Raw genomic sequence first — 23073 nt, 5'->3', positions numbered from 1 at the left:
GATTAATGGATACTGCTTGTTTTGTTTTTATTTAAAAAGATTACTCTGTTTACTAGACTCGATGGTTTCAATAAATTTTTCGATCGTTGGACTTAAGTACGTATCGGCCCTTCTTATAAAAACAGTTTTTATCTTACTATATTTTTCTGGAACCTTGTGAAATTGAATGAGTCCTTCATTTTCTAATTGTTTAACTTCTGACTTTGGAACGAAGGCAACGCCAAGTCCCATAGCAGTACTCCGCAAGATGGTTTCTAATGTTCCGAATTCCATGATTTTTTTTGGAGTAATGTTTTGATCTTTATACCATTCTGCTAAACGTGCTCGATATCCGCACCCTTTGCTAAAACATAAAATAGGTTCTTCTTTTACTTCTTCTAAATTGGAAACATGCGTATCAGAGATTAAAACCAGTTCCTCTTGAAACACTTCATGGGACACAAGGTCGGGATGTACTTCCATTTCTGAAATGAATGCACCGTCCAGTTTATGATTTAATACATCTTCCACTAATGTTTCTGTAACTCCCGTAAATACCGATAAATCGACATCTTTATATTTTTTAATATAGCTAGACAATATTTTTGGTAAATGAATAACGGTTTCAATTGTACCAATTTCTAATTTCCCAGACGGTTCTTTATTCGTTTGAACGGCATTTTTCATTTCTTCCGTTAATAATAATATTTTTTTACTATAGGTTAATAGTTTTTTTCCCTCAGGTGTTAAACTCATCCCTCGTCGATGGCGATTAAACAGTGGCGTATTCATTTCAGCTTCTAACCTGCGAATTCTAGATGTAATATTTGATTGCACGTAATTCAATTCATCTGCAGCTGCAGTAATCGTCCCTTTCTCTGCGACCAATTGAAAAATCTCCAGGTCTTTAAATTCCACCATTCATCGCCCCTCTGAATAATTTCTTAACTATATGATATCACAAATAATGATGGTAAATCATCATTATTAATGATTTTACAAGATATCAAAAAAGATAGATAATCTATCTACTAATAATTATGAGAGGCTGATGGAATGTGAAAAATAATGTATTATGGGGAGCTTTTTTATGTTTTATTGCTGCCGTTTCATGGGGAGCGATGTTTCCGGTCGCTCATGCTGCATTTAAACATATTGATCCTTTTTACTTTACCATCATTCGTTATGGTGCTGTTACTGTTATTTTGACAGCAATGCTTTTTTTGAAAGAAGGAAAACAAGCTTTTCGATTTGAAGGCAAAGGTCTGTCATTATGGTTCTTTGGAACAATGGCATTTACCGTTTATAATCTATTTATCTTCTGGGGAGAAGATTTAATGGGTGAATCAGGCGTAATGGTTGCATCCATAATGGAGTCCTTAATGCCGATGATTTCCATTATAATTGTTTGGATGATTTTTAATAAACGACCTTATTCCTTTACTTTTATATGTGTTCTCGTATCATTAATCGGAGCAATATTCGTGATTACAAAAGGTGATATACAAGCATTTTTAGGTGCAACAGATGCGCTCATTCCTACCATACTCATTTTTATTGCAGTCATTGGATGGGTTATTTACACGATGGGTGGGAGTAAGTTTAGAGGTTGGTCCGTTTTGCGGTATTCAACATTAACCTGCTTACTTGGAACGTTAACAGCGGTTGTGATTGTAGCGGCAGCAACATTGTTTGGATATGTATCTTTTCCAACAGAAGAAGTAATTGTAGCAACAAGTCCGCATTTACTGTTTATGATTCTATTTCCTGGCCTCATTGCACTTCTCGGTTGGAACATTGGTGTAAGTATTTTATCACCAATTAATTCACTTTTATTCATTAACTTTGTCCCCGTAACCACACTCGTCATTTCGATCTATCAGGGAAATGACGTAACGATGTTTGACATTCTAGGTACTGTCTTGATCATTCTTTCACTACTTGCAAACAATATTTTTGTAAGGCTGCAAAAGAAGGGATACAAACAGGTGGTTCAAACTAAATTACATGAGCGGGTATCATAAAAAACAAAAAATGCCAGGCACCTATCCTAAAAGAGGAAGGCGCCTGGCATTTTTTATCTTATTCTGGATCATTTATTTTTTTACAAAATATTTTTCACCAAGCACTTCATTTTCTTCGTAAGTAGAAAGAGTTAATTCTTTTTCAATAAATGCTTGTAGTTCAGATTGCTCTAAATCATACATGACTTCTATTTCTTTTGAGAATAGTAGTTTTTCTGTAGCTAGTAAGTCCGAAAGAGATGATTGTTGTTTCGGAGTCGGCTCTTCACCATTTAGAACTTTAGATAATCCGTTCACATAGTTTTCTAACGGACGGCTGCCAACAATTTTTACTCCCTTATTTTCCTCATTTATCATGATAATGGTTGGAAAACCTCTAGCACCAAGTTTTCTTGCAAGTGCGAAGTCTTCATTTAATAATTGCTGTCCGGATTGCTCTTCGGCTTCTTTTACAATCGCTTCTCCATCAAGACCTATATTGTTTACGATTTCAATCATAACGGCTTTCTCAGCAATATTTTGATTAAAGGCAAACAGTGCTTCTCTTGCACGGCGTAAGTATTCAAATGCTTTTTCATCATTATGATGTTTTTGAATCACTTTAAAGACGCGAGACGGAGGGAAGGATGATTGAACAGGATTGTCAACCATGAGTGATCCATCGATTGGCATGCGTGAATACTCTCCGACTTCTCGCCAATGACCTGCGACATCTGCAGGTTTAAATATACCGTTTGCAGGATCAATGGGTCCATCATGCCATTTTTCAAGCAATCCACCCATCACCGTATGGAAGTTGAAATAATGGCCGTACTGTTTTTCAAAACGGCGAAGGGTAGGCTCAAGCGCCCAACAATGCGAACAGATTGGATCTGTTACATAATAAAGGTCAATCGTTTTCTTTTCTGGATTCAGGTCAATGAACTCCATTTCTTCCTCTCCAGGTACACCACACACACCCGTTTCTAAATCACAAATCAAATTATTATTGTTCGTCATTTCATTTTTCCTCACTTTCTTAAGTCAAATTTTAGAAGTTTAATTCATGGTTTGATACAATTATCTTTAGTTAAGGAAGTTCCCATTGTTGCATAGTTTTATTTTAATCGATAATGAAAGCAATCAATACCAATAGTTCGTTGGATATGTCGTTTATCCAACACATTTGCATAAATGTTAAAAAAGTCGGAGGGAATTTTGATATGAGTGAAACAAAGACGGATCCCAGAGTTCTGCGTACCCGTAAATTAATCATGGATTCTTTTATTGAACTTTCGGAAAAAAAGGAGTTTAAGGACATAACAGTTAAGGATATTACAACTGAGGCACTGATTAATCGAGCCACTTTTTATTATCATTTTGAAGATATATACGATCTTTTAGAGAAGGTGCTATCAGAGGTATTGTTAATTAATTTGGATTCCACTGTCTATCAGCATAGCGAATTAAATGAAGAAGTGATTGTAAATATCTTTAAAGCAATCACGAACTTTCAAAAATCTTTATCTAATCGGTGCCATCGAGGATACGAAGATACAATCGCCCGTATCATTAGGGAACAACTAGAGTTGATCTTTTACAAAATACTAGTAAAACAACATTCAACGGATGATGAGAAAGCCCTCAGGGTTATGGCAGTCATGTTAAGTTGGGGAATTTACGGAGCTTCTGTAGAATGGAAAAGAAACAGTCATACGATAGCTCCGGAGGAATTTATTAAATCAGCCATTCCTTACATTACGAGCGGGATTAATTTTACTTCTAAATTGTCATAGATTTATAATATCTTGTAGCACAAAAAAGAGCCATTTCAGCTCTTTTGTGATTGCTTTTTCACTTTCTCTTTCCCATAAATCTCATTTAAATGTTCGATGTGTGCCAAACCCCAATTGTGCATGGACTCTAGAAGTGGCATGAGTCCTTTTCCATATTCTGTCATGGAATATTCAACTTTTGGAGGGATTTGTGCATAAATTTTACGATTGATAATATCATGGTGCTCTAATTCCCTTAACTGGGATGTCAGCATTTTTTTGGTTACATCAGGGATCAATCGATGCAGTTCGTTAAAACGTAATGTTCCATTAGATAAAATATGGTAAAGAATAACAGGCTTCCATTTTCCAACGAGTATATCGAGTGCAGTTTCAACCTTACAATCATGACCCATTTGCTTTTCCCCCTTTAGGTATCTTTTTGGATACTATGGAACATTAAAGTGCCTACTTCTAAATGTATTCCTTGGTGCTTACTATATACTCAGAAGGGAAATTTTAATAAGGGGGATTGGTTTAAGATGAATATTGCATTATGGGCTGTTCAAATCATATTGGGTTTGATGTTTTTATTTGCAGGTTCTACTAAAGCTTTTACTTATGAAAAAGCAAAAGCCAGCATGCCTTGGGTACAGGATTCCTCTAAAGGGTTGGTTGTTTTTATCGGATTAGTGGAAGTGCTTGGAGCAATTGGGTTGATTCTTCCTTATGCTCTGGGAATTGCCCCTATCTTAACACCGATTGCGGCACTTGGGCTGGGTGTCATCATGATTCTGGCGGCTGGTTTTCATATCAAGAGGAAGGAAAATCAGGCCATTGGGATGAATATTATATTATTTGTTTTAGCTCTATTTGTCGCAATCGGACGCTTTTAGGCGGAGTTTAGATGGTCCCGTCATTGTTTATTGGTCATGGTTCAACCTATATAGCTGCCAAGTTGGCGGCTTTTCTTTTTGATGTAATCATATAAATAATATTATTATGTAAACTGACAATCTATTAAAACTTGTCTGAAAATAGAATTGGAGGTAATCTATTATTATTAATACCTACATGAGGAGAAATAAAATGAATACGAGAGACAAATGGAATAGTAAACATCTAGATCGAATAAATCAACTGAAGGAACCTGAACCAAATCCAAGGTTAAAAAGACTGGCTGCCTATTTTAAAGAAGGAGGCACAGCGCTTGATATCGCTTGCGGACTTGGCGGTAATAGTATGTTGCTTGCTCAAAGTGATTATCAGGTTAAGGCAATGGATATTTCGGATGTGGCGATCAACTATATTCAAGAACAGGCTTCAAAAGAAAATCTTGCTATTCAACCTCAGGTAGCTGATCTTACCAACGTAAATGCTCAAAATTGGCTGAATGCCTATAACGTAATGGTCATAACCTATTACCTTGACCGGGCACTATTTCCGATTGTTAAAAGCAGTATAAAAGAAGGTGGTTATTTTTTTATGGAAACCTTCTATCAATCGCCTGAGACTGAAGGCCAAGGTGTATCCGATCAATATAAACTGAGGTCGAATGAACTGTTAGAGGAATTTAGAGATTGGAAAGTTATTTATTTTGAAGAAAATGAACAAGAGGGATGGCAATCGATATTTTGTCAGAAACGATAATCAAGAATATACTTTAAAAGGCCAATTTTTAAAAATGCTCCGAAAGTTTTTGTTCAGACTACTTTCATGATATCCTAATTAGGAATTAAGAAGCAGGAGGTAGAAGGATGGCTATTGTAGATATTACTGTTATTCCAGTAGGGACAGGCACTCCAAGTGTCAGTGAGTATGTAGCTGAGATACAAAAAGTTCTTCAACAGTATGAAGGGAAAGTTAAATATCAGTTAACTCCAATGAGTACACTTGTTGAAGGTGATTTAACACTACTACTAAAGATTGTTCAGGAACTTCATGAAGTACCATTTAATAAAGGCTTACAACGTGTATGTACAAATATTCGAATTGATGACCGGCGCGACAAAGAAAATACAATGGAGCGAAAGCTACAGTCGGTACAGGCAAAATTATAAATTAGAATGATACATAGGTTCCTAATAATAAAATTATGTAAACTAAATTATTAACCAACCCAATTTTAAAATGACTAAAGGAGTTTTTAGCGGCATCTTCATAAACCGCTAAAACACTCCTTTTTATTTTAGAATGCAATCCAAATGAAATCTGTGGGTTTTCCTTTTGTTTCCGAACGATGACCATTTCAAATAGACCAATCATTATAATATCAAGTGTTGCCTTGATATAATAGGATAGGGGGATTGAATAGGAAGCAAAGAATAGAATACATCCAATTACGTAGACTAGAATGTAGGAAGCCCGCAAAACCATATTCCATATTTTACTATTTTTTTCTTTGTTATGGAGAACTTTAATAATAAATAGAAAAATTAGTGCCAATACAAGAGTGGTTAAATGTGCGTGTGTCATTTGAAAATGCTCCTTTTTTTAAGTTGATTAAGTTATTACCTATATACCTAGTCTAATAGGAAGATATAATCTAAATTTATCCTTGGAATTTTCTTAAATAATATCTAAGGAAACTAATATTATTGAAAAATTTTCTAAAAATTTCGTAGGAATTTACTTGAATAAATAATAATGATTAATAATAGAATAAAAAGAAAATTTTATATAAAATGAAATCAAATTTTAGGTCTTGATATTTTTTAAAATCTAGTATAAACTAATAAAAATTGGAAAATTCAGATTAAGTTTAAACACAATGATTGGGAGTATTAAGGAATATTTATTGCTTAGAGAGCTGTCGGCTGGTGAAAGACAGTCAATAAATTCCCCAACTCGCCCCGGAGTGGTAAGGCTGATATGTAGGTCTTAACGGTTGACCACCGTCATCAAGTCTCAAAGTGGATTCGTTTGTTTTGATACGAATCAAAAAGAGTGGTACCACGTAGGTAAAGCCTATCGTCTCTTATGAGATGATAGGCTTTTTTTATTGTTTTGAAACTAAAATGAAAAGGTGGTTATAAAAATGAGAAATATTGCAAAGTATTCTAGAGGATATTTTATGCCCCCAGTCAAAAGTTTGAAATGGACAGAGAAAGAGTACATAACAGAGGCTCCAACGTGGTGTAGTGTGGACCTAAGAGATGGAAATCAAGCGTTAGTCGTCCCGATGAGCCTAGAGGAGAAATTGGAATACTTTCAGCTGCTATTGGAAGTTGGATTCAAGGAAATTGAGGTTGGATTTCCTGCAGCTTCGGAAACGGAATATGCCTTTTTACGCACCTTGATTGAACAAGATTTGATTCCAGAGGATGTAACGGTCCAAGTATTAACGCAGTCAAGAGATCATATTATTGAAAAAACATTTGAAGCGCTTAGAGGTGTGAACAAAGCAGTCGTGCACCTTTATAATTCTACTTCTGTGGCACAGCGTGAGCAGGTATTTAAGATGTCGAATGAAGAAATAATCGATATTGCGGTAAGTGGTGCAAAAATGCTTAAAGAATATGCAGAAGAGACGGAGGGTAACTTCCAGTTTCAGTATTCTCCTGAAAGCTTTACAGGTACAGAGATGGAATTTGCTCTTGAAATCTGTAACCAGGTCCTTGATATTTGGCAGCCGACTTCTGATAATAAGGTAATTATTAATCTTCCAGCTACTGTTTCAATGTCCATGCCTCACGTCTACGCGAGTCAAATTGAGTTTATGAGTGAACATTTAAATTACCGGGATAATGTGATTCTATCAGTCCATCCGCATAATGACAGGGGAACGGGTGTGGCTGATGCTGAACTTGGAATGCTTGCAGGAGCGCAGAGGGTAGAAGGGACTCTGTTTGGAAACGGAGAAAGAACGGGTAATGTAGATATCGTAACGCTTGCAATTAACATGTATTCACATGGGGTAAATCCGCAACTTAATTTTGAAAATATCCGTGAGATTATTTCAACGTATGAAAAATTAACTAGGATGAGGGTCCATGAAAGACATCCATATGGCGGCGAACTTGTCTTTACTGCGTTCTCTGGATCCCACCAGGATGCCATCGCCAAAGGTATGAAATGGCGTGAGGAAGAGAATCGTCAGTATTGGACAGTACCTTATCTATTAATTGACCCAAAGGATATCGGCAGAGAGTATGAAGGCGACATTATCCGTATTAATAGCCAATCCGGTAAAGGGGGAATTGGTTATATCTTAGAGCAAAACTATGGACTAGATTTACCTGCCAAGATGCGTGAAAACTTCGGTTATAAAGTAAAAGATCAATCTGATCGTTTGCATAAGGAACTAATGGCAAATGAAATCTTTGACATATTCAATAATGAATATGTTAATATAAAAACCCCAGTTGAGTTCAGAAATTACCGATATACTCAAAATGACCATTATCAAACCATTATATCCATCATCATGGATAATGAAATTCTTGAAATTACCGGTGAAGGGAATGGAAGACTAGACGCGATAAGCAACGCTCTTCAAAGCAAACTCGGGATCCGTTACAAAGATTTAGTCTATAAAGAACATGCTCTAGAAATAGGGTCCGGATCAAATGCTGTATCTTATGTAGGGATTACTGATTCCAATGGTACTGTTTATTGGGGATGTGGGATTGATGCGGATATTATGACATCTTCTGTGAAAGCTTTGTTTAGTGCAGTTAACAATATGGTAACTAGTACACAATTACCGATATTTTCCTATTCTGAAGCCGACCAGGTGAAATAATAAGATAAGCAGTATGTGTCCAGTTTCTTGCAACGAATGTTATAGGATTGCCAAAAAAACAATTCATCGTTTATATGGTGATCAAGTTTGTTTTATGAAATTGGCACTTCACAATCTTTCTCAAAATGACTATGAATAATTCCATTCATTGAGTTGCTCTTCCATTAGAGCAACTTTTTTGTTAGGGTATTTACTATATTAATTTTTAGACTAAGGAAGGTACATATGAATTATAATGAAACATCAACTAATAAAGTAGTAGAAACGATGATGGCTCATCGTTCCATTCGAAAATACTCTGATAAACAAGTTCGTAAAGAAGATCTAGATACAATTATCCGTTCTGCACAAGCTGCACCTTCGTGGGTTAACGGACAACATGTTACGATCATCTCGATTAACGATCCTGAGCGAAGAAAGAAAATGTCGGAGCTAGCAGGAAATCAAAATTATATTATCGAAGCCCCCGTATTTCTTGTATTTTGTGCAGATTTTCACCGTATTAAAGTAGCTTGTGAAATGGAAGGGAAAGAGTTTAAGGCTGCGGTGAATCCTGATTTATTAATTGTAGGATCAGTAGACGTTGGAATTTCTTTGGCAAGTGCCATTACAGCAGCAGAATCGCTGGGGTTAGGTACGGTCCCAATCGGAGGGATTCGGAGAAGTCCTTTAGAATTTATTGAGCTTTTAGATTTACCTGAATATGTTATTCCTATTTCCGGTTTATGTATTGGCTATGCGAGTGAAGTTCCTAATCAAGTACCGCGTTTACCACAAGCAGCCATTTTCCATGAAGAACTGTACAATCAAGATATAAATGAAGAAATCAAAGAACTTAATAATATCCATCTTGAGGCTACTAAAGGAAGAAAAAGCGGTGGATCTACCTGGACACAAAGGATGGCTAATTTTTATATGTATCCCTTTTATGTAAATGACAGTTATAAAGACGTTGGGAAAATGCTGAAGCAACAAGGTTTTCGAAAAGGAGAATAGTTTTTCCATTGGTTTTTATTCTTATAGGAGCATATTGAACATAAAACGTCCTCGCTGTCTCGAAGACAGGAGGACTGACTTTCTAAAATCATGTTTGATTAGCTTTCATATAAGTCTCTTCGTAAGGCTGGATAACTACAAAACCTTCTCCTTCGAATTTCATTTGAATGGATTCACCGCTGCCTCTTCCTAAAAGTGTTTTTAAGGTAATATCGGTTTGAAATGTTGGCATGAGATTTCCAGACCAAGCAACGGTAGCATTTGGATCTGTGATGACAGGACTGCCAGGTAATACCCTTAACGTGATGGGTTCATAATGCGTAGTAAAAGCAATCATACCGGTTCCTTCGCAGCGAACATTAAACAAACCGCCTGCAAGCATTCCGGCAATACGCTTCATTAATTTAATCTCCCATTTAATACTAGGTTCAAAGGCTAGTAAGTCATTCCCGTTAATATAAATAGAATCATTTTGGAGGTTAAGGATAATAATTTTCTTCCCTGTATCAGCGAGGTATAACTTCCCTTTCCCGTTGGCTTTCATTAAGGAAGCGCCTTCGCCTGTAAATGCCTTTTTGAATGCTGTACCCAGCCCATGTTCTAAAATTCCTTCGCGTACAAACTTTATTTCTCCATGATAAGCAACCATTGAACCAGCTTTTGCCCAAACCTGTCCGTCTAAGTTTACCTCCAACATCCGAGGAGTTTCTAATTCAAAAAAACCCTCGCCTTTATCTTGCTGCTCTGTTTTTTGGATAAATTCTTCTATCGAGTATCTGTTCATAGCTCTCACATCCTTCCATTCCTTTATTACGGGTATCTTTCATTTTTGTTTCATTTAATTGATAGAAGGAATGATAAATTTATTCTGTAGTTGTGTAATCCAAACCGAACCTTACGAATGACCACTTAAGGGACACAATCTTTGAAACCATGTTCTTAATTAGTTTATTTTTTCCTAAAAAGATTAATGGGTGTTCCAAACCCTTCATTTCATGTAAAATAAGAAAATGAGTGAAATAAAAATTGTAAATAAACAAAAGTATGGGGGACATAAAGTGCCATATCAACTTAAAAAAGGATTTAAATTATTTGCATTAAATTCAAATAAAAGCTTAGCAAAAGAAATGGCTGTGCTTTTAGGCTGTGAAATTGGGAAGAGCTCCGTCACGCAGTTTAGTGATGGTGAAATTCAAGTGAATATAGAAGAAAGTGTACGGGGCTGTGATGTATATGTTGTCCAATCTACTTCACATCCAAATAACGATCATATTATGGAGCTTCTTATTATGATTGATGCCTTAAAAAGGGCTTCAGCCAAAATGATCAACGTTGTTGTGCCGTACTACAGCTATGCACGTCAAGATCGAAAAGCAAGATCAAGGGAACCGATTACAGCCAAATTGGTTGCAAACCTTTTAGAAAAATCAGGTGCAACACGGCTTATAACCATGGACTTTCATGCTCCACAGGTTCAAGGTTTTTTTGATATACCAGTAGATCATCTAATTGGAATTCCGATTCTGTCCGAGTATTTTGAGAAAAAAGGACTCGAAGATGTTGTTGTTGTTGCACCACATAATGGCGCTGTAGGGAGAGCACGGAAAATGGCAAGTCTTTTAAATGCTCCCATTGCCCTCATTGATCGCCGACGCCCTGAACCGGATGTTTCCGAAATATTAGAAATCATTGGGAATGTAGAAGGTAAAAATGCCATTATTGTTGATGACTTAATAAATACAGCAGCAACACAGACTTATGCTGCAAAGGCCTTAGTGGAGTACGGGGCAAAAACAGTGTATGCTTGCTGCACGCACGCTGTTCTCTCTGGGCCAGCTGTCGATAGAATTGAATCATCACCTATTCAAGAACTAGTAGTAACAAACACGATTGAACAGACTGATGAAAAGCAGACGAAAAAAATTACTATTCTATCTGTAGCACCGCTGCTGTCAGAAGCAATTGATCGAATTCATCATGAAAAAGCAGTAAGTCCATTATTTGAATAAAATGGAAGGAGCCGTAATGACACGGCTCCTTTACTATAATCCAATTTTTTTATTAAACATCCCAGGTTTTTTTGTTCCATCAATAACGGTATATTCATTCTTTTTATAGGCAAACCAATACGCCATCCCAATAAAAAGTGCACCGCCAACAGCATTGCCTAAAAAGACAGGAATAAAATTACCTACATAATCCATCCAGGTGAAGTAGCCTGCAAATATGGCTGCAGGTATTACAAACATGTTGGCTACAACGTGTTGGAATCCAATGGCGACAAAAGCCATGGTTGGAAACCAAATTCCTGCAATTTTTCCCATCATATCCTCACTCCCATAAGATAACCATACAGCGGCAGCAACTAGCCAGTTGCACCCGATCCCTGATACGAAGGCTTGAAGAAAGGTTGCATTTAATTTATGTTCCGCAATATGAACGGTACTGTCCAAATAAGCACCCGTTTCGGTTAGCCCAGCAACATGTCCGAAAAAGTAAGCAACGAATATGGCACCTAGAAAATTACTGATGGTTATAAGGGTCCAGTTATGAAGTACCTGCTTGGTATTAATTTTATTTGCAAACCTTGCCAGTGGAACTACCATCATATTTCCTGTGAGTAGTTCACCGCCAGCTATTAATGTGAGAATAAGACCAATCGGAAAGACAGAAGCACCTATAATAGAACTTAATCCTGATAAACCTTCTGATAATGGTGCGGTAACACGAATATAAAGTAGAAATCCTAATGAAATAAAAGCACCTGCTTGGAATCCAAGTAGAAGGGTTGTTAGTAGCGGGTAACTTGTCTTTTTAATTCCATTTTTAATTGATATTTCTAGTATTTTATCTGGTGTGTGTAATGACATAACACGATTTCCTCTCTAAATCGTTAATTGTGAAGTACGTCACATATTGATTTGACTTTATTTTAACCCACTCAACACGAATATGCTGTGAACATTTCTTTAACTTTGCATATTTAATAAAAACTATACCAAATAGTAAGATTTTTTGTAGTAGTCATGTGTTTTGGTATAAAATTAGATTAATAATTATTGAATGTAATGCTTTTTGGAGGAATTGTTTATGGCTGTTGTAAAATCGGTAAAAATTGATGGTGAAAAGATCCATGTATTTAAGAGCGCGATTTATATTTTTGAATCAAGTTCTGGATTTACGTTAGAATTAGACCTAATTGTTACTGAGGTTACAGTAAAAAAATATAGTAAAGAACAAACGTTAATTATGGCGATAGAACTAGAAGATGGTCGAGTCATTGAATCCATTATGCATGTAAAAACCCTGTCAGGGGGACTGCCTCAGCTTAATTTATTCTGCGATGTAGATGATATTGACGAATACGATCATATGGATAGAATAAATGAAAATAGTACATGGTTTCCGAATATAGAAGAGGGAATTACCATTGAAGAAATTAGAAAAGTAGAAATGCCTAACGAAAACATTAGTTTAAAATTAAACCTGCCCATTGATCAAGTAGAATGGTTGAAGAAGCAAAAGAAGAAGGATTTAAATCAATTATTTACAGAAATGATTCATAAACAATGGAAGAAATAAATCTTTAAAGATGGTGTTATTTATAAAGGGGATGACATTCATGCAAGTTACATTTGAGAGTATTTTTACACATGGTCATGTTGTAGTTGAAAATAACTTATATAAGCATTACCATTTTCCAGAGATGTTATCAAGATACGATAGTAATTTTATCGAGTATAAAACCTTACCGTCACTGGATGAATTTAAGGAAGCTGAAAGTTATTTAAGAGAATATCACCTGAAAAATGGACAAATGCACGTTAAGTTTAAATTTCCAGAAAACGAAAAAATACCTATGGATCTAGTGAATTACCTAAATCTAGCAGAATATGATATTGGGTTCCTTGAACTCTATACCATCCAGCCTGATCAGTTTCCCGCTGTGAAGGATCATCCTGATATTGAAGTTCAAATCGTAACCCAAAAAAACCTTATGGCTTTTCTTAACCTACAGTATCAGCAAGATATCGTATTTGGCAGTAATTATGCTAACCAAAAGGCAGAGTTAAATAAGAAGACTTTTGATAACCCAAATTTCATGCAACTTCTTGCATTATATAAGGGAACACCTGCTGGAGCAGTAGATGTAATTATTAAAAAGGATACAGCTGAAATTGATAATCTTGGAGTGGACGAAGCCTTTCAAAAGAAAGGAATTGGAAGCCGGATTCAAAAATTTGTCATGGATACATTTCATGATAAGACCATCATTTTAGTTGCGGATGGTATGGATACACCAAAGGAAATGTATAAGAAGCAAAACTACCAATATCTTAGCTATCAATATTATTGCCAAAAAGTAGAAGAAAGATAGATTAGTAAACGAAAAAAGGGTTAAAATAAAATACGCAGAAAAAGCGACGGCAGAGCAGGCGGCAAAAGAAAAGGCAGAAGCTGAGAAAAAGGATATAGAAGAAGTTGAGAGAATCGGTTATGAGACTGGAATTACGTATGATCAATTGGCACGAACCCCAGATGACTTTGAAGGAAAGAAAGCAAAGTTCAGTGGAAAGGTAGTGCAAGTGATGGAAGGTAAAGGAGAAACTCAATTAAGAATTGCTGTAAATGATAATTATGATACGAATTATTCGTTGTATACGAGAGTGATATTCTTTCCTCAAGAGTACTAGAGGATGATAATGTAACTGTAAGTGGTAAAAGATTAATTACCTATCAATCAACATTAGGTGGAGATATTAGTATTCCTGCAATGGAAGTAAAGGTTATAACTATAAATAATTAAATTTATTCAAACTTTTAAATAGAAACTTGGATTACCTTTTATCTCCAAAATGCAGAGACACTCCTACATGATGGAGTGCTCTGCATTTTACTCGAGATAGGAAAGATCATGGAATCCTATTTCACGATATCAGATGTAAATCTAAATGGATTATTCGCCGCCTTTTTAAATTACCTGTATTGCTTAAGGTTCCATATCATGAATGAACCGCCCCGTATCAGGGTTTTTATAATCATTGTTACTCTCATTGTCATTCGAATTGAGATCATTTCGTACGGGACGGAAATTTACATCATTTTCTTGATTCAATGAATTTCTTTTATCAACATTACATCCGGCTAATAGTCCAAACGATAGACCAACGGATATCGCAAGGATTTTCCATTTGTTTTTCATGTCATTACTCCCTATATCATTTTATTTTTACTATGCACGAACTGAGAATTTTTTAGTCGAAAAACAACAAATAAGACTATTTTTTCTCGCCGTTCTATCGATAGCTTTCTAAAAATATATTTATCTAATATATGGATTTCGAATTTTTGAATTAAGCTTTAAAATGTTATACTTTTCTTGTAATGAAAAACATATTACTGGAGGAAATGGAATGTATACTTCTATCTCGCATTTTATTAATGAATGGAATCAAGAAGCTGCTTCTACGCAAAAAGTATTGGATGCCTTGACGGATGAGTCGCTTCAACAAAGAGTTTCGCCAGAAGACAGAACGTTAGGTTCCATTGCTTGGCATATTGTATCCAGTACACCTGGTATGCTTATTGAATTTGGTGTTACGGTTGAAGCAGTAAAAGACGAAAGCACTATTCCAACTTCAGCTAGGGAAATCGCAGAAACATTTCGAAATGTAAGCGCAGATACGAGTCAAGCAGTAGAGCAACAATGGACAGATCAATCACTAAGTGAAATGAAAAATGTATTTGGTATGGACTTGCCGAGAGCCGTAATGCTTAATATGCTTATCAAGCATATCGTTCATCATCGCGGTCAGATGACAGTACTCATGCGTCAAGCTGGATTACAGGTACCAGGCATTTATGGCCCATCAAGAGAAGAATGGAGCAAGATGGGTATGGAAGCTCCATCTATCTAAGCATTACATAATACGAAGGAAGCACTCTGAAAAAGGGTGCTTTTTCGTATGGAACTGCTATTCTGTTGATTGTGCTTACCTATAGTCAACCACTTGGATAACAATCCCCCAAAATGAATCGCTCTTAATAAATATACCAATTGAATTCCTTATTCTCCGCAATTTGACAAATTTCTCAGACTTTCGACGTATTTTGAAAAATCAAATCGAAAATTTACTGTTTTAGATGTATAATAGTTACTTGTGTTGTTCTATTAAAAAAAAGGAGGTTTTCATTTTGATGGAATGGACTTTAACTGGATTAATTGTGATCTCCGCTTTACTGCTTGTGTTTTCTTTAGTTAAGTCATATCGCGATTCAAAAGCTCAACATAAGCAAATTGATTTAGTTCATGTATCTCTTATGAAAGAAATCAATAGCATGCAAGACACTATCCGTGATATTGAGCTTGACATAGAAGTGGTCATGAAGGAAGCAGGAATTCAACTTTCAACAGACGAAAAGCTTTTAATGCGTGAAGTAATAGACTTATATAGACGTAATTACTCGATTGAAAGCATTGCAGAGAAAAAACAGGTAACAGAAAATGAAGTAGAGGAACTGCTAGCACCTTATCTGAAAGCAAAAGATGAAGGGGGACTAGCTGCCAATGCGAATTAACTTATTAAGCAGCTTTGCTGCAGGAATACTTCTTTCGACAACCATTAGTGCCGTCGTTTACTTTTCTGATAATGGTCATGACCTAAAGGCATCAGCTAAAACATCAGAAAAGGCTCAACTAACTGAAACCGAGATGAAAGATAAACTTGTACAAGCAGGCTATGTTGTTCAAACGAAGGATGAACTGGAAAAGACATTACAAGCTGCTAAGAGCTCAGAGACCACTTCATCAGATTCTAAAGAAAAAGAAACTGTAACCCAGGTGGTAGTTAATGTTGCGGATGGCATGACGAGCATAGATGTTGGTAATGTCCTTGCTCAAGCGAAATTAATCCCAGATGCTTTTGCCTTTACGAAGGATATTGAGAGCAAAGGATTGCAAAACGCTTTACGTCCAGGTTCATATGTAGTCGATAGTGGAATGTCATACGACCAAATCATTGCAACAATTTTTCCAAATTAAATAACTTTAAAAAAGCCGTTCTCATTTGAGTTCGGCTTTTTTTTGTAGGATATATATTACATTCGCCAATCCTTAGATATGAAAAATCAGTTCATTACTTTAGGTAAGATGATTAATTTTTTCATATTCATGTGTCCAATAAAATAACATATACTTAGAGTTTCGAAATAAATTGTTGTTTTATAAAAAATAAAAGGTGTTGGGATATATGAAAAAAATGGAAGAGTTGGATTTGAAAACGTTGTTGTTTTTCTTTATTCCTCTAGGCTTGTCTGCAAGTCTTGTAACGTTGTCCCATATCATCATCAATAGCACATTGGTAAGGGGTGAAAATCCTGAGTTTATTATCGCGAGCTATGCAATTGCAATGAGTTTGTTTGTTATAACGGAAAGGTTAGGAGGCTTACTTCGTCAAACCTGTTCTTCCTTAATAAGGGATAAAAAGTCGTATAAAATAATGGCGAATTTCTCCACCTATTTAATCGTTAGTTTAATGTTGGTTGCCTTTTCAGTCGCCTATACACCTGCAGGTGACTTTATTTTTGCAAAGATTTTTGGGGCGGAGCAAAATATGGTGAAGGATATTAAAGGGATCTATCAGGTACTCATTTTTGTAACGATTTTTTCGGCTTTACGCTGTTTATGCCAGGGTATTATTATATATAACCGACAAACAAAATGGTTAACCATTGGAATGGTTATTAGACTCGCAGCTATGTATGTATTGTCCTTATACTTTATTCACACAGGTAATATTACAGGGAAAACAGGTGCAATCATTTTTCTGTTTGGAATGATTATCGAATGTATCATTAGCTTCATTGAAGCAAGGGTTTTAGTTCGCAAAATGCCTGAAAATCATGAGCAGCAGATAAAGTCAAAGCGGACTATTTTTAAATTTTACAGTCCGTTGATGTTTTCATCCGTTATTATTGTTTTAGTTGGACCAGCAATTAATATTTTTTTAGGTAAAACTTCCGATATAGAACTCGCCATCGCAAGTTACGCCATTGCTGGAAGTGTGGCACAATTATTTTTAAGCTTTTTCTCCTATATCCATCAAATTGTCATTAATTTTTATGATCATCATGAATCACAAGTAAAAAAGTTCTCATTTGTGGTTGGATTTATCCCATGCATAATGGTTGGCGTTTTTTGCTACACACCATTTGGTGCCTTTTTCTTAGAATATGTGATGGGGATAAATGGACGACTGTTACTTGCAAGTCTACAAGTCTTAAAAGTCTTTATGCTAATGGCACTTCTGTTTCCGTTCATCGATTACTTTAATGGACTATTAATGGTTTATAAAAAAACAAAAGTAACGATTTATTCTCAATCTGCCCATCTAATTTTTACCATATTGGTACTAGTGATTGGTATTAAATTTGCTGCACAATGGAATGGAATCATAGGTGCATTAGGAAGTTCAGTTGGTTTTTTAGCTGAATTAGTTGTCCTTATTGGTTTTGTCCATAGCTTCGAGCGCAAAAGAGGCAAACCCTCTACCCATTTACTAAAAAACCTAAAAAGTCAGAAAGGAATCGGTCATTAAACATTCTCGCTAAACATATAACGATTGGGATAAGCGAGAAGTTAAAGGACACCACTTGCAAAAGATAGAGTGAATAATTTAATCTTGATAGGTAAGTTTGTCCATTGCATGGAGGGAATATCATCATAGAATAGTAGCAATTAATAAATGGTGGTGACCTACATGATTACGATACACCAACCTGAAAAAGTTAACATCAACGGAAACGTACGCCTTCAGGCTATGTATGAAATCGATGGAATAAAAAGTGTACTTTGGTATGAGACAGATAATAAATACGGACAATACATGACCACGGAGCGTGTTGACGCATTTCTGGTGGGACTCCTTTGGCTTGGTCTTAAAAAAGGACGAAATATTCAAGTAAGAGGACCGTTATCCGAAAAACTTTATTATGGATTAAATCATCATTTAATCCCTTTAATTGCCCAAATTTATAAATACAAACCGATACAGATTCAATGCGATCACCTAATTTCAACACCTTTGTCGAATGAAGGGGGAGTTGGTACAGGGCTTTCCTGCGGAATTGATTCCTTGTGTACGGTCTATGAACATCAAGGGAAGTCCATTCCGGAACATTACCAGATCACCCATTTTACCTTTTTTAATACGGGCTCTAACCAAATGATGGGAAGCAAGCAATGGCAGGAGAAAATTTTTCAAGAAAGAGCAGCTTGGGCTAAAGCTTGTGCTGCTGAACTAGGGAAAGAACTTATTGTTGTAGATAGTAATATTCATGAAGTACTTAAGATGAGCTTTGTGAGAACTCATACATTACGGAATATATCAGCCTTGTTAGTATTTCAAAAGCTATTCCAAGTCTATTACTATTCAGCTGGGTATCATATCCTTAATTCTAAATTTAATCAGGATTCTGCTTCCTATGATGCAATTAGCCTGCCCTTACTGTCCACCGAGAATGTAAATTTCTACTCCGCTGGAAGCAACTATAGCCGTGTGCAAAAAACCCAAATGGTTTCTAACTTTAAAATCTCATACAAATATTTAAATGTTTGTCTTTTTAAAATCAAAAATTGCGGTCGATGTCTGAAATGTAAAAGGACCTTGCTGACATTAGATATTTTGGGTGCAATTGAAAAATATCGAAATGTTTTTAACCTTGATGCCTTTTATAAAATAAAAGACTCTTATATACAAGAGGTCATAGCTTCCAGAAATGCTGATCCATTATATAAAGATATTTACGATGAGATGATACGTAGACGCTACTTAAAGCAAAAGAATGATACCTAAAAATCATTTAGAGCAATTGGCGCGATAGGACTTTCACTTGGATTATTAGCTGAATTAATCGTTGTATGCGGCTTTGTCCACGCCATAGAACGTAAAGAAGGTAAAGCTAAAATGTTTAGCGTAAAAGGATTATTGAGAGCAGGAAAGTAGCGATAGTCAGGATTTTAGGGTAAAAGGTAACCGCCAAATCTGCATTTGGTGGTTTTCTGCGTTATTTCTGAAAAATTATGAATTCGGGAGTCCTTAATAATCCTTTTAAACTATTAGAACTAATTCTGTACTTTTTCTAATATCTCCTTCAAGTAAATGGCTGGAATGGCAGCACCAACAATTTCTTTTGTTTCGATATCAGGGTTTTGTAATGTGGCAAATATGACACCAATCACCTCACCTTGTTTGTTTAGTACAGGGCTTCCACTATTACCTTTATAAATGGGAGCCTCGATCATCATAACCGGGACGTTCCAGCCAGTTAACTGCACTTTGCCTATCATCGTACCTTGATTAGCGATTTGGGTAAATGCTAAAGGATTCCCAATAAAAATGATTTTCTCCCCAGCCCATTTTTCCCACTTATTTTCAAAGGACAAGGGGAGATAGGGCAGGTTTTCTGCCTCAATATCGACTATTGCAACATCCACGTCTGGATATCTAGCAATTACATGGCCAATATATGAATCTCCGGAATTAAAATGGACATTAACTCTATTTGTTCGCTCGACCACATGTTCATTGGTAACGATAAATCCAGTAGGGGAGACGGTAAATCCTGTCCCTTTTACTCCATCCCATTCAATCGTCACAACAGATCTTTTGTATCTTTTTACCTGTGGCTCTTGTGATAATTGAGTCGACACTTTCACAAAGTTAATAGCAGGAATATTGAATATAGAAACCCATACCTCTAACCCGCTGATGGCAAGCGCCAGCGCTAGCATTGAACTAATGATTTTAATAATAAATTTTCTTCGTTTTTTGTTTTTTTGTTTCTCTTTTTCCCATTCAAGCTTATCATCTGGGTTAAAGAATGCTTCCCAGTCCATTTCATCATCTGTAGGTTTTGGATTGTTATTTTCGGTATCCACGTATTATCCCTCATTGCGAATTTTATATATTCTATTATATCGAAATTGAATGAAAAACGAATGATTATTATCCAACACCAATTTCATGATAAAATTTAAAAAAAGGCTGAGAGGACTTATATGATGGAAATAAAAAAAGTATCTATTATCGGATTAGGAGCATTAGGGATATTATTTGGGAACCATTTTGCTAAAAGAATGCCAAAGGATGATGTAAGGATTATAGCTGACCGTGAGCGAATCGAAAAATATAAGAAAGCAAATGTCTATTGTAATGGAGAACCTTGTGACTTTCATTATGTAACACCTGAAGATCAATGCGAACCAGCAGATTTACTGATTTTTACAGTAAAATATGAAGGCTTACATGATGCTATTCAAGCAGCGAAACAACATGTGGGAAAGGACACAATTATTTTATCAGCCTTAAATGGAATTACAAGTGAAGGTATCATTGGCCAAGCTTATGGTATGGATAAGATTCTTTATAGTGTCGCCCAAGGGATGGACGCAGTAAAGGTAGGAAATAAGCTTACATATGACCATATGGGAATGCTTTGCTTTGGTGATCAAAAGCCTGGAATGATTTCAGACAAGGCTAAGAGTGTGGCTGATTTTTTTGATAAAATTAATTTTCCATATGAGGTAGACACGGATATGAATAAGCGGTTATGGGGAAAATTTATGCTGAATGTTGGAGTCAATCAAACCGTTGCTGTTTATAAAAGTAATTATGGTGAAATTCAAAGGGATGGTGAAGCAAGGGCAACCATGATTGCAGCCATGAGAGAGGTCATTACCTTATCTGAATACGAGGGGATCAATCTAACAGAAGCTGACCTGAATTATTGGTTAAGTGTATTAGCCACATTGAGTCCAGAAGGGAAACCGTCCATGGCACAAGATTTGGAGGCGCGGCGTTACAGCGAGGTGGCTTTGTTTGCGGGAGCCGTTTTAGAAATGGGTGAAAAATACCGAGTGCCAACCCCTGTGAACAAAAAACTTTATGATACGATTAAAGCTATTGAAAGTACTTATTAATAAGGTAACCTTTTTAATATGGATGGTTTAAATCAAGAAAAGTGCAGGGCACCTTCCTCAATGTTGGGATGGTGCCTTGCATTTTAAATACAGGAGTATATTAGTTTATAGCCCGTTTTTCTTCATCTTTCTCTTCTTTTTTATACCCATTTGCCCAGAATTCTGCATTCTTAATCCCTAATGCGGTAGAGTTAAATTCAGGGTCTTTTCCTTGTTTCAATTGCTCTTCATAGTCCTTTAAAGCGATATTTGCCGGTTTGAATAATAAAAGAATAGCGATTAAGTTCAACCATACCATGATTCCAAGTCCGATATCACCCATTGCCCAAGCTGTCTCTGCCGTCCTTACGGATCCATAGAAAACGGATCCTAAGAGAATTAATTTTAATATGGTCATAGCTAATTTTCTTTGTTTGCCTTTAACTAGGTAAGCAAGATTTGTTTCTGCAATGTAGTAATAAGCAAAAATCGTCGTGAAGGCAAAGCAGAATAGAGCCAGCGCAATAAATCCTGATCCGAATCCCGGAATAATTGTATCAACGGCTGCTTGAGTATAAGCAGGACCACTTTCTACTCCTTTAAGATTCTCCACTAAGACTTCCCCAGTTTTTTCATTTACTGTATTGTACGAATTTGTAAATAAAATCATAAACGCAGTCGCTGTAACGATTAAGAACACATCTAGATAAATTGAAAATGCTTGGACTAGTCCTTGTTTTGCCGGGTGTGATACCTCTGCGGCTGCTGCAGGGTGAGCGCCTGTTCCTTGTCCTGCTTCATTCGCATATAGACCACGTTTTACACCCCACATAATGGTTGAACCGAGAATACCACCGAACATTCCCTCAGCGCCAAATGCACTTTTAAAAATCAGAGTAAATACTTCTGGAATTCTATCGAAATTCACCACAATGATTGCTATGGCGACAAGTAAATATCCGGCAGCCATAAAAGGCACGAGAAATTCCGCAACTCTCGCGATCCGCTTAACCCCGCCAAAAATAATAAGTCCCATAAGTAAGACAACTACTAAACCGGTAATGGAACTTTCAATTCCAAAAGCATTGCTAACACCTTCAGCAATTGCATTCGCCTGAATACCTGGCATGAGTACAGCCATTGCGAGGAGTGTTGCAATGGCAAAAATAACGGCAAACCATTTCCACCCAAGCCCTTTTTCAATGTAGAAGGCAGGTCCTCCTCGATACTCTCCATCTTGCTTTTCTTTATAGATTTGGGCAAGGGTAGACTCAACAAATGCAGATGCTGCACCGATGAAGGTGATTACCCACATCCAAAATACAGCTCCAGGTCCACCGAAGGCAATTCCCGTTGCTGTCCCGGCAATATTCCCGACTCCAATACGGCCTGATAAAGACATTGCCAATGCTTGAAAGGAAGAGACACCCTCATTGGAGCTCTTGCCAGAAAATAGTAGACGAACCATTTCCTTTACATGACGAATCTGCAGAAATCTTGTGCGTACACTAAAGTACAATCCGACTGCACAAATAAAGATGATGAGTGGTGCACTCCATAAATAACCATTAATGCCATTAACAAGTTGCTCGATCATAAATTTCCTCCTTTGTTATG

Annotated in this window: 25 protein-coding genes, 1 pseudogene and 1 other annotated feature; of the genes and pseudogenes, 17 read left to right on the top strand and 9 right to left on the bottom strand. The window is 36.3% G+C overall.

The window, feature by feature from the left end:
• Positions 1 to 27 precede the first annotated feature (27 nt).
• Positions 28 to 897: a LysR family transcriptional regulator gene (locus tag AC2TFD_RS16575; RefSeq protein WP_335515372.1), complete on the bottom strand. Its 870-nt coding sequence runs from the start codon at positions 895 to 897 to the stop codon at positions 28 to 30.
• 140 nt (positions 898 to 1037) lie between these two features.
• Here AC2TFD_RS16575 and AC2TFD_RS16570 point away from each other — a divergent pair, with 140 nt between their 5' ends.
• Entirely contained in the window at positions 1038 to 2003 is a 966-nt protein-coding gene (locus AC2TFD_RS16570) for a DMT family transporter (protein ID WP_335515343.1), read from the top strand.
• Between the two features lie 72 nt (positions 2004 to 2075).
• Here the strand turns inward: AC2TFD_RS16570 and AC2TFD_RS16565 are convergent, their stop codons facing one another.
• Positions 2076 to 3002: a DsbA family protein gene (locus tag AC2TFD_RS16565; RefSeq protein WP_335515341.1), complete on the bottom strand. Its 927-nt coding sequence runs from the start codon at positions 3000 to 3002 to the stop codon at positions 2076 to 2078.
• A 203-nt stretch (positions 3003 to 3205) separates the two neighbouring features.
• Between AC2TFD_RS16565 and AC2TFD_RS16560 the strand changes: the two genes are divergently transcribed.
• Positions 3206 to 3778 carry a TetR/AcrR family transcriptional regulator gene (locus AC2TFD_RS16560; protein WP_335515338.1) on the top strand — a complete coding sequence of 191 codons (573 nt, stop codon included), beginning with the start codon at positions 3206 to 3208 and terminating at the stop codon, positions 3776 to 3778.
• A 35-nt stretch (positions 3779 to 3813) separates the two neighbouring features.
• Here AC2TFD_RS16560 and AC2TFD_RS16555 read toward each other — a convergent pair whose 3' ends face one another.
• Positions 3814 to 4173 (bottom strand): winged helix-turn-helix transcriptional regulator, encoded by a 360-nt coding sequence (locus AC2TFD_RS16555; RefSeq protein WP_335515336.1) that lies wholly within the window; start codon positions 4171 to 4173, stop codon positions 3814 to 3816.
• Between the two features lie 126 nt (positions 4174 to 4299).
• Between AC2TFD_RS16555 and AC2TFD_RS16550 the strand changes: the two genes are divergently transcribed.
• The 3 genes from AC2TFD_RS16550 (at position 4300) to AC2TFD_RS16540 (ending at position 5817) form a co-directional block, all read left to right on the top strand.
• Positions 4300 to 4653: a DoxX family protein gene (locus tag AC2TFD_RS16550; protein ID WP_335515333.1), complete on the top strand. Its 354-nt coding sequence runs from the start codon at positions 4300 to 4302 to the stop codon at positions 4651 to 4653.
• Between the two features lie 193 nt (positions 4654 to 4846).
• Positions 4847 to 5407: a class I SAM-dependent methyltransferase gene (locus AC2TFD_RS16545; RefSeq protein ID WP_335569327.1), complete on the top strand. Its 561-nt coding sequence runs from the start codon at positions 4847 to 4849 to the stop codon at positions 5405 to 5407.
• A gap of 107 nt (positions 5408 to 5514) precedes the next feature.
• Positions 5515 to 5817, top strand: a complete 303-nt coding sequence (locus tag AC2TFD_RS16540; protein WP_335518818.1) for an MTH1187 family thiamine-binding protein — start codon at positions 5515 to 5517, stop codon at positions 5815 to 5817.
• A gap of 1 nt (position 5818) precedes the next feature.
• Here the strand turns inward: AC2TFD_RS16540 and AC2TFD_RS16535 are convergent, their stop codons facing one another.
• Positions 5819 to 6232, bottom strand: coding sequence for a YisL family protein (locus AC2TFD_RS16535; RefSeq protein ID WP_335518815.1), 414 nt, complete (start codon positions 6230 to 6232; stop codon positions 5819 to 5821).
• 286 nt (positions 6233 to 6518) lie between these two features.
• Positions 6519 to 6738: a binding site (T-box leader), on the top strand.
• Positions 6739 to 6794: 56 nt separating this feature from the next.
• Between AC2TFD_RS16535 and AC2TFD_RS16530 the strand changes: the two genes are divergently transcribed.
• Positions 6795 to 8501 carry a 2-isopropylmalate synthase gene (locus AC2TFD_RS16530; RefSeq protein WP_335513904.1) on the top strand — a complete coding sequence of 569 codons (1707 nt, stop codon included), beginning with the start codon at positions 6795 to 6797 and terminating at the stop codon, positions 8499 to 8501.
• A 225-nt stretch (positions 8502 to 8726) separates the two neighbouring features.
• The gene (locus tag AC2TFD_RS16525; protein ID WP_335513903.1) at positions 8727 to 9497 is read left to right on the top strand and encodes an NADPH-dependent oxidoreductase; all 771 of its coding nucleotides are present in this window, start codon (positions 8727 to 8729) and stop codon (positions 9495 to 9497) included.
• A gap of 88 nt (positions 9498 to 9585) precedes the next feature.
• On the opposite strand, the gene AC2TFD_RS16520 is transcribed toward AC2TFD_RS16525, so the two are convergent.
• A complete protein-coding gene (locus tag AC2TFD_RS16520) occupies positions 9586 to 10281 on the bottom strand; it encodes an AIM24 family protein (protein WP_335513901.1) in 696 nt (231 codons plus the stop codon).
• Positions 10282 to 10555: 274 nt separating this feature from the next.
• Between AC2TFD_RS16520 and AC2TFD_RS16515 the strand changes: the two genes are divergently transcribed.
• Positions 10556 to 11506: a ribose-phosphate diphosphokinase gene (locus tag AC2TFD_RS16515; RefSeq protein WP_335513908.1), complete on the top strand. Its 951-nt coding sequence runs from the start codon at positions 10556 to 10558 to the stop codon at positions 11504 to 11506.
• Between the two features lie 33 nt (positions 11507 to 11539).
• Here the strand turns inward: AC2TFD_RS16515 and AC2TFD_RS16510 are convergent, their stop codons facing one another.
• Positions 11540 to 12367, bottom strand: a complete 828-nt coding sequence (locus AC2TFD_RS16510) for a formate/nitrite transporter family protein (protein ID WP_335569328.1) — start codon at positions 12365 to 12367, stop codon at positions 11540 to 11542.
• 220 nt (positions 12368 to 12587) lie between these two features.
• On the opposite strand from AC2TFD_RS16510, the gene AC2TFD_RS16505 reads away from it, so the two are divergent.
• From AC2TFD_RS16505 to AC2TFD_RS16495, 3 genes and pseudogenes are all read left to right on the top strand, one after another.
• Positions 12588 to 13079, top strand: a complete 492-nt coding sequence (locus AC2TFD_RS16505; RefSeq protein WP_335569329.1) for a hypothetical protein — start codon at positions 12588 to 12590, stop codon at positions 13077 to 13079.
• A gap of 40 nt (positions 13080 to 13119) precedes the next feature.
• Positions 13120 to 13875: a GNAT family N-acetyltransferase gene (locus tag AC2TFD_RS16500; protein ID WP_335569330.1), complete on the top strand. Its 756-nt coding sequence runs from the start codon at positions 13120 to 13122 to the stop codon at positions 13873 to 13875.
• 34 nt (positions 13876 to 13909) lie between these two features.
• A pseudogene (locus AC2TFD_RS16495) lies at positions 13910 to 14304 on the top strand (hypothetical protein); the annotation flags it as partial.
• Between the two features lie 183 nt (positions 14305 to 14487).
• On the opposite strand, the gene AC2TFD_RS16490 reads toward AC2TFD_RS16495, so the two are convergent.
• On the bottom strand, positions 14488 to 14700 hold the full coding sequence (locus tag AC2TFD_RS16490; RefSeq protein ID WP_335518756.1) for a hypothetical protein: 213 nt from the start codon (positions 14698 to 14700) through the stop codon (positions 14488 to 14490).
• Between the two features lie 211 nt (positions 14701 to 14911).
• On the opposite strand from AC2TFD_RS16490, the gene AC2TFD_RS16485 reads away from it, so the two are divergent.
• The 5 genes from AC2TFD_RS16485 to AC2TFD_RS16465 all read left to right on the top strand — a co-directional run bounded on the left by AC2TFD_RS16485 (position 14912) and on the right by AC2TFD_RS16465 (position 19351).
• Entirely contained in the window at positions 14912 to 15415 is a 504-nt protein-coding gene (locus AC2TFD_RS16485; RefSeq protein WP_335518758.1) for a DinB family protein, read from the top strand.
• Positions 15416 to 15695: 280 nt separating this feature from the next.
• A complete protein-coding gene (locus AC2TFD_RS16480; protein ID WP_335518769.1) occupies positions 15696 to 16076 on the top strand; it encodes a hypothetical protein in 381 nt (126 codons plus the stop codon).
• Entirely contained in the window at positions 16066 to 16539 is a 474-nt protein-coding gene (locus AC2TFD_RS16475) for an aminodeoxychorismate lyase (protein WP_484673589.1), read from the top strand. Before AC2TFD_RS16480 ends, AC2TFD_RS16475 begins: the two co-directional genes overlap by 11 nt.
• A 208-nt stretch (positions 16540 to 16747) precedes the next feature.
• Positions 16748 to 18094 carry a polysaccharide biosynthesis protein gene (locus tag AC2TFD_RS16470; RefSeq protein ID WP_484673588.1) on the top strand — a complete coding sequence of 449 codons (1347 nt, stop codon included), beginning with the start codon at positions 16748 to 16750 and terminating at the stop codon, positions 18092 to 18094.
• A 162-nt stretch (positions 18095 to 18256) separates the two neighbouring features.
• Positions 18257 to 19351 carry a hypothetical protein gene (locus AC2TFD_RS16465; RefSeq protein WP_335569333.1) on the top strand — a complete coding sequence of 365 codons (1095 nt, stop codon included), beginning with the start codon at positions 18257 to 18259 and terminating at the stop codon, positions 19349 to 19351.
• A 269-nt stretch (positions 19352 to 19620) separates the two neighbouring features.
• On the opposite strand, the gene AC2TFD_RS16460 is transcribed toward AC2TFD_RS16465, so the two are convergent.
• Entirely contained in the window at positions 19621 to 20436 is an 816-nt protein-coding gene (locus AC2TFD_RS16460; RefSeq protein ID WP_335520445.1) for a S1C family serine protease, read from the bottom strand.
• Between the two features lie 120 nt (positions 20437 to 20556).
• On the opposite strand from AC2TFD_RS16460, the gene AC2TFD_RS16455 reads away from it, so the two are divergent.
• A complete protein-coding gene (locus tag AC2TFD_RS16455; RefSeq protein WP_335569334.1) occupies positions 20557 to 21477 on the top strand; it encodes a ketopantoate reductase family protein in 921 nt (306 codons plus the stop codon).
• 100 nt (positions 21478 to 21577) lie between these two features.
• On the opposite strand, the gene AC2TFD_RS16450 is transcribed toward AC2TFD_RS16455, so the two are convergent.
• Entirely contained in the window at positions 21578 to 23053 is a 1476-nt protein-coding gene (locus AC2TFD_RS16450; RefSeq protein ID WP_335520436.1) for an alanine/glycine:cation symporter family protein, read from the bottom strand.
• Between the last annotated feature and the right edge of the window lie 20 nt (positions 23054 to 23073).

Source organism: Neobacillus sp. plas4, assembly GCF_057221695.1.
Note: the sequence above shows the minus strand (reverse complement) of the source record. Positions and strands in the feature narration are given on the sequence as shown.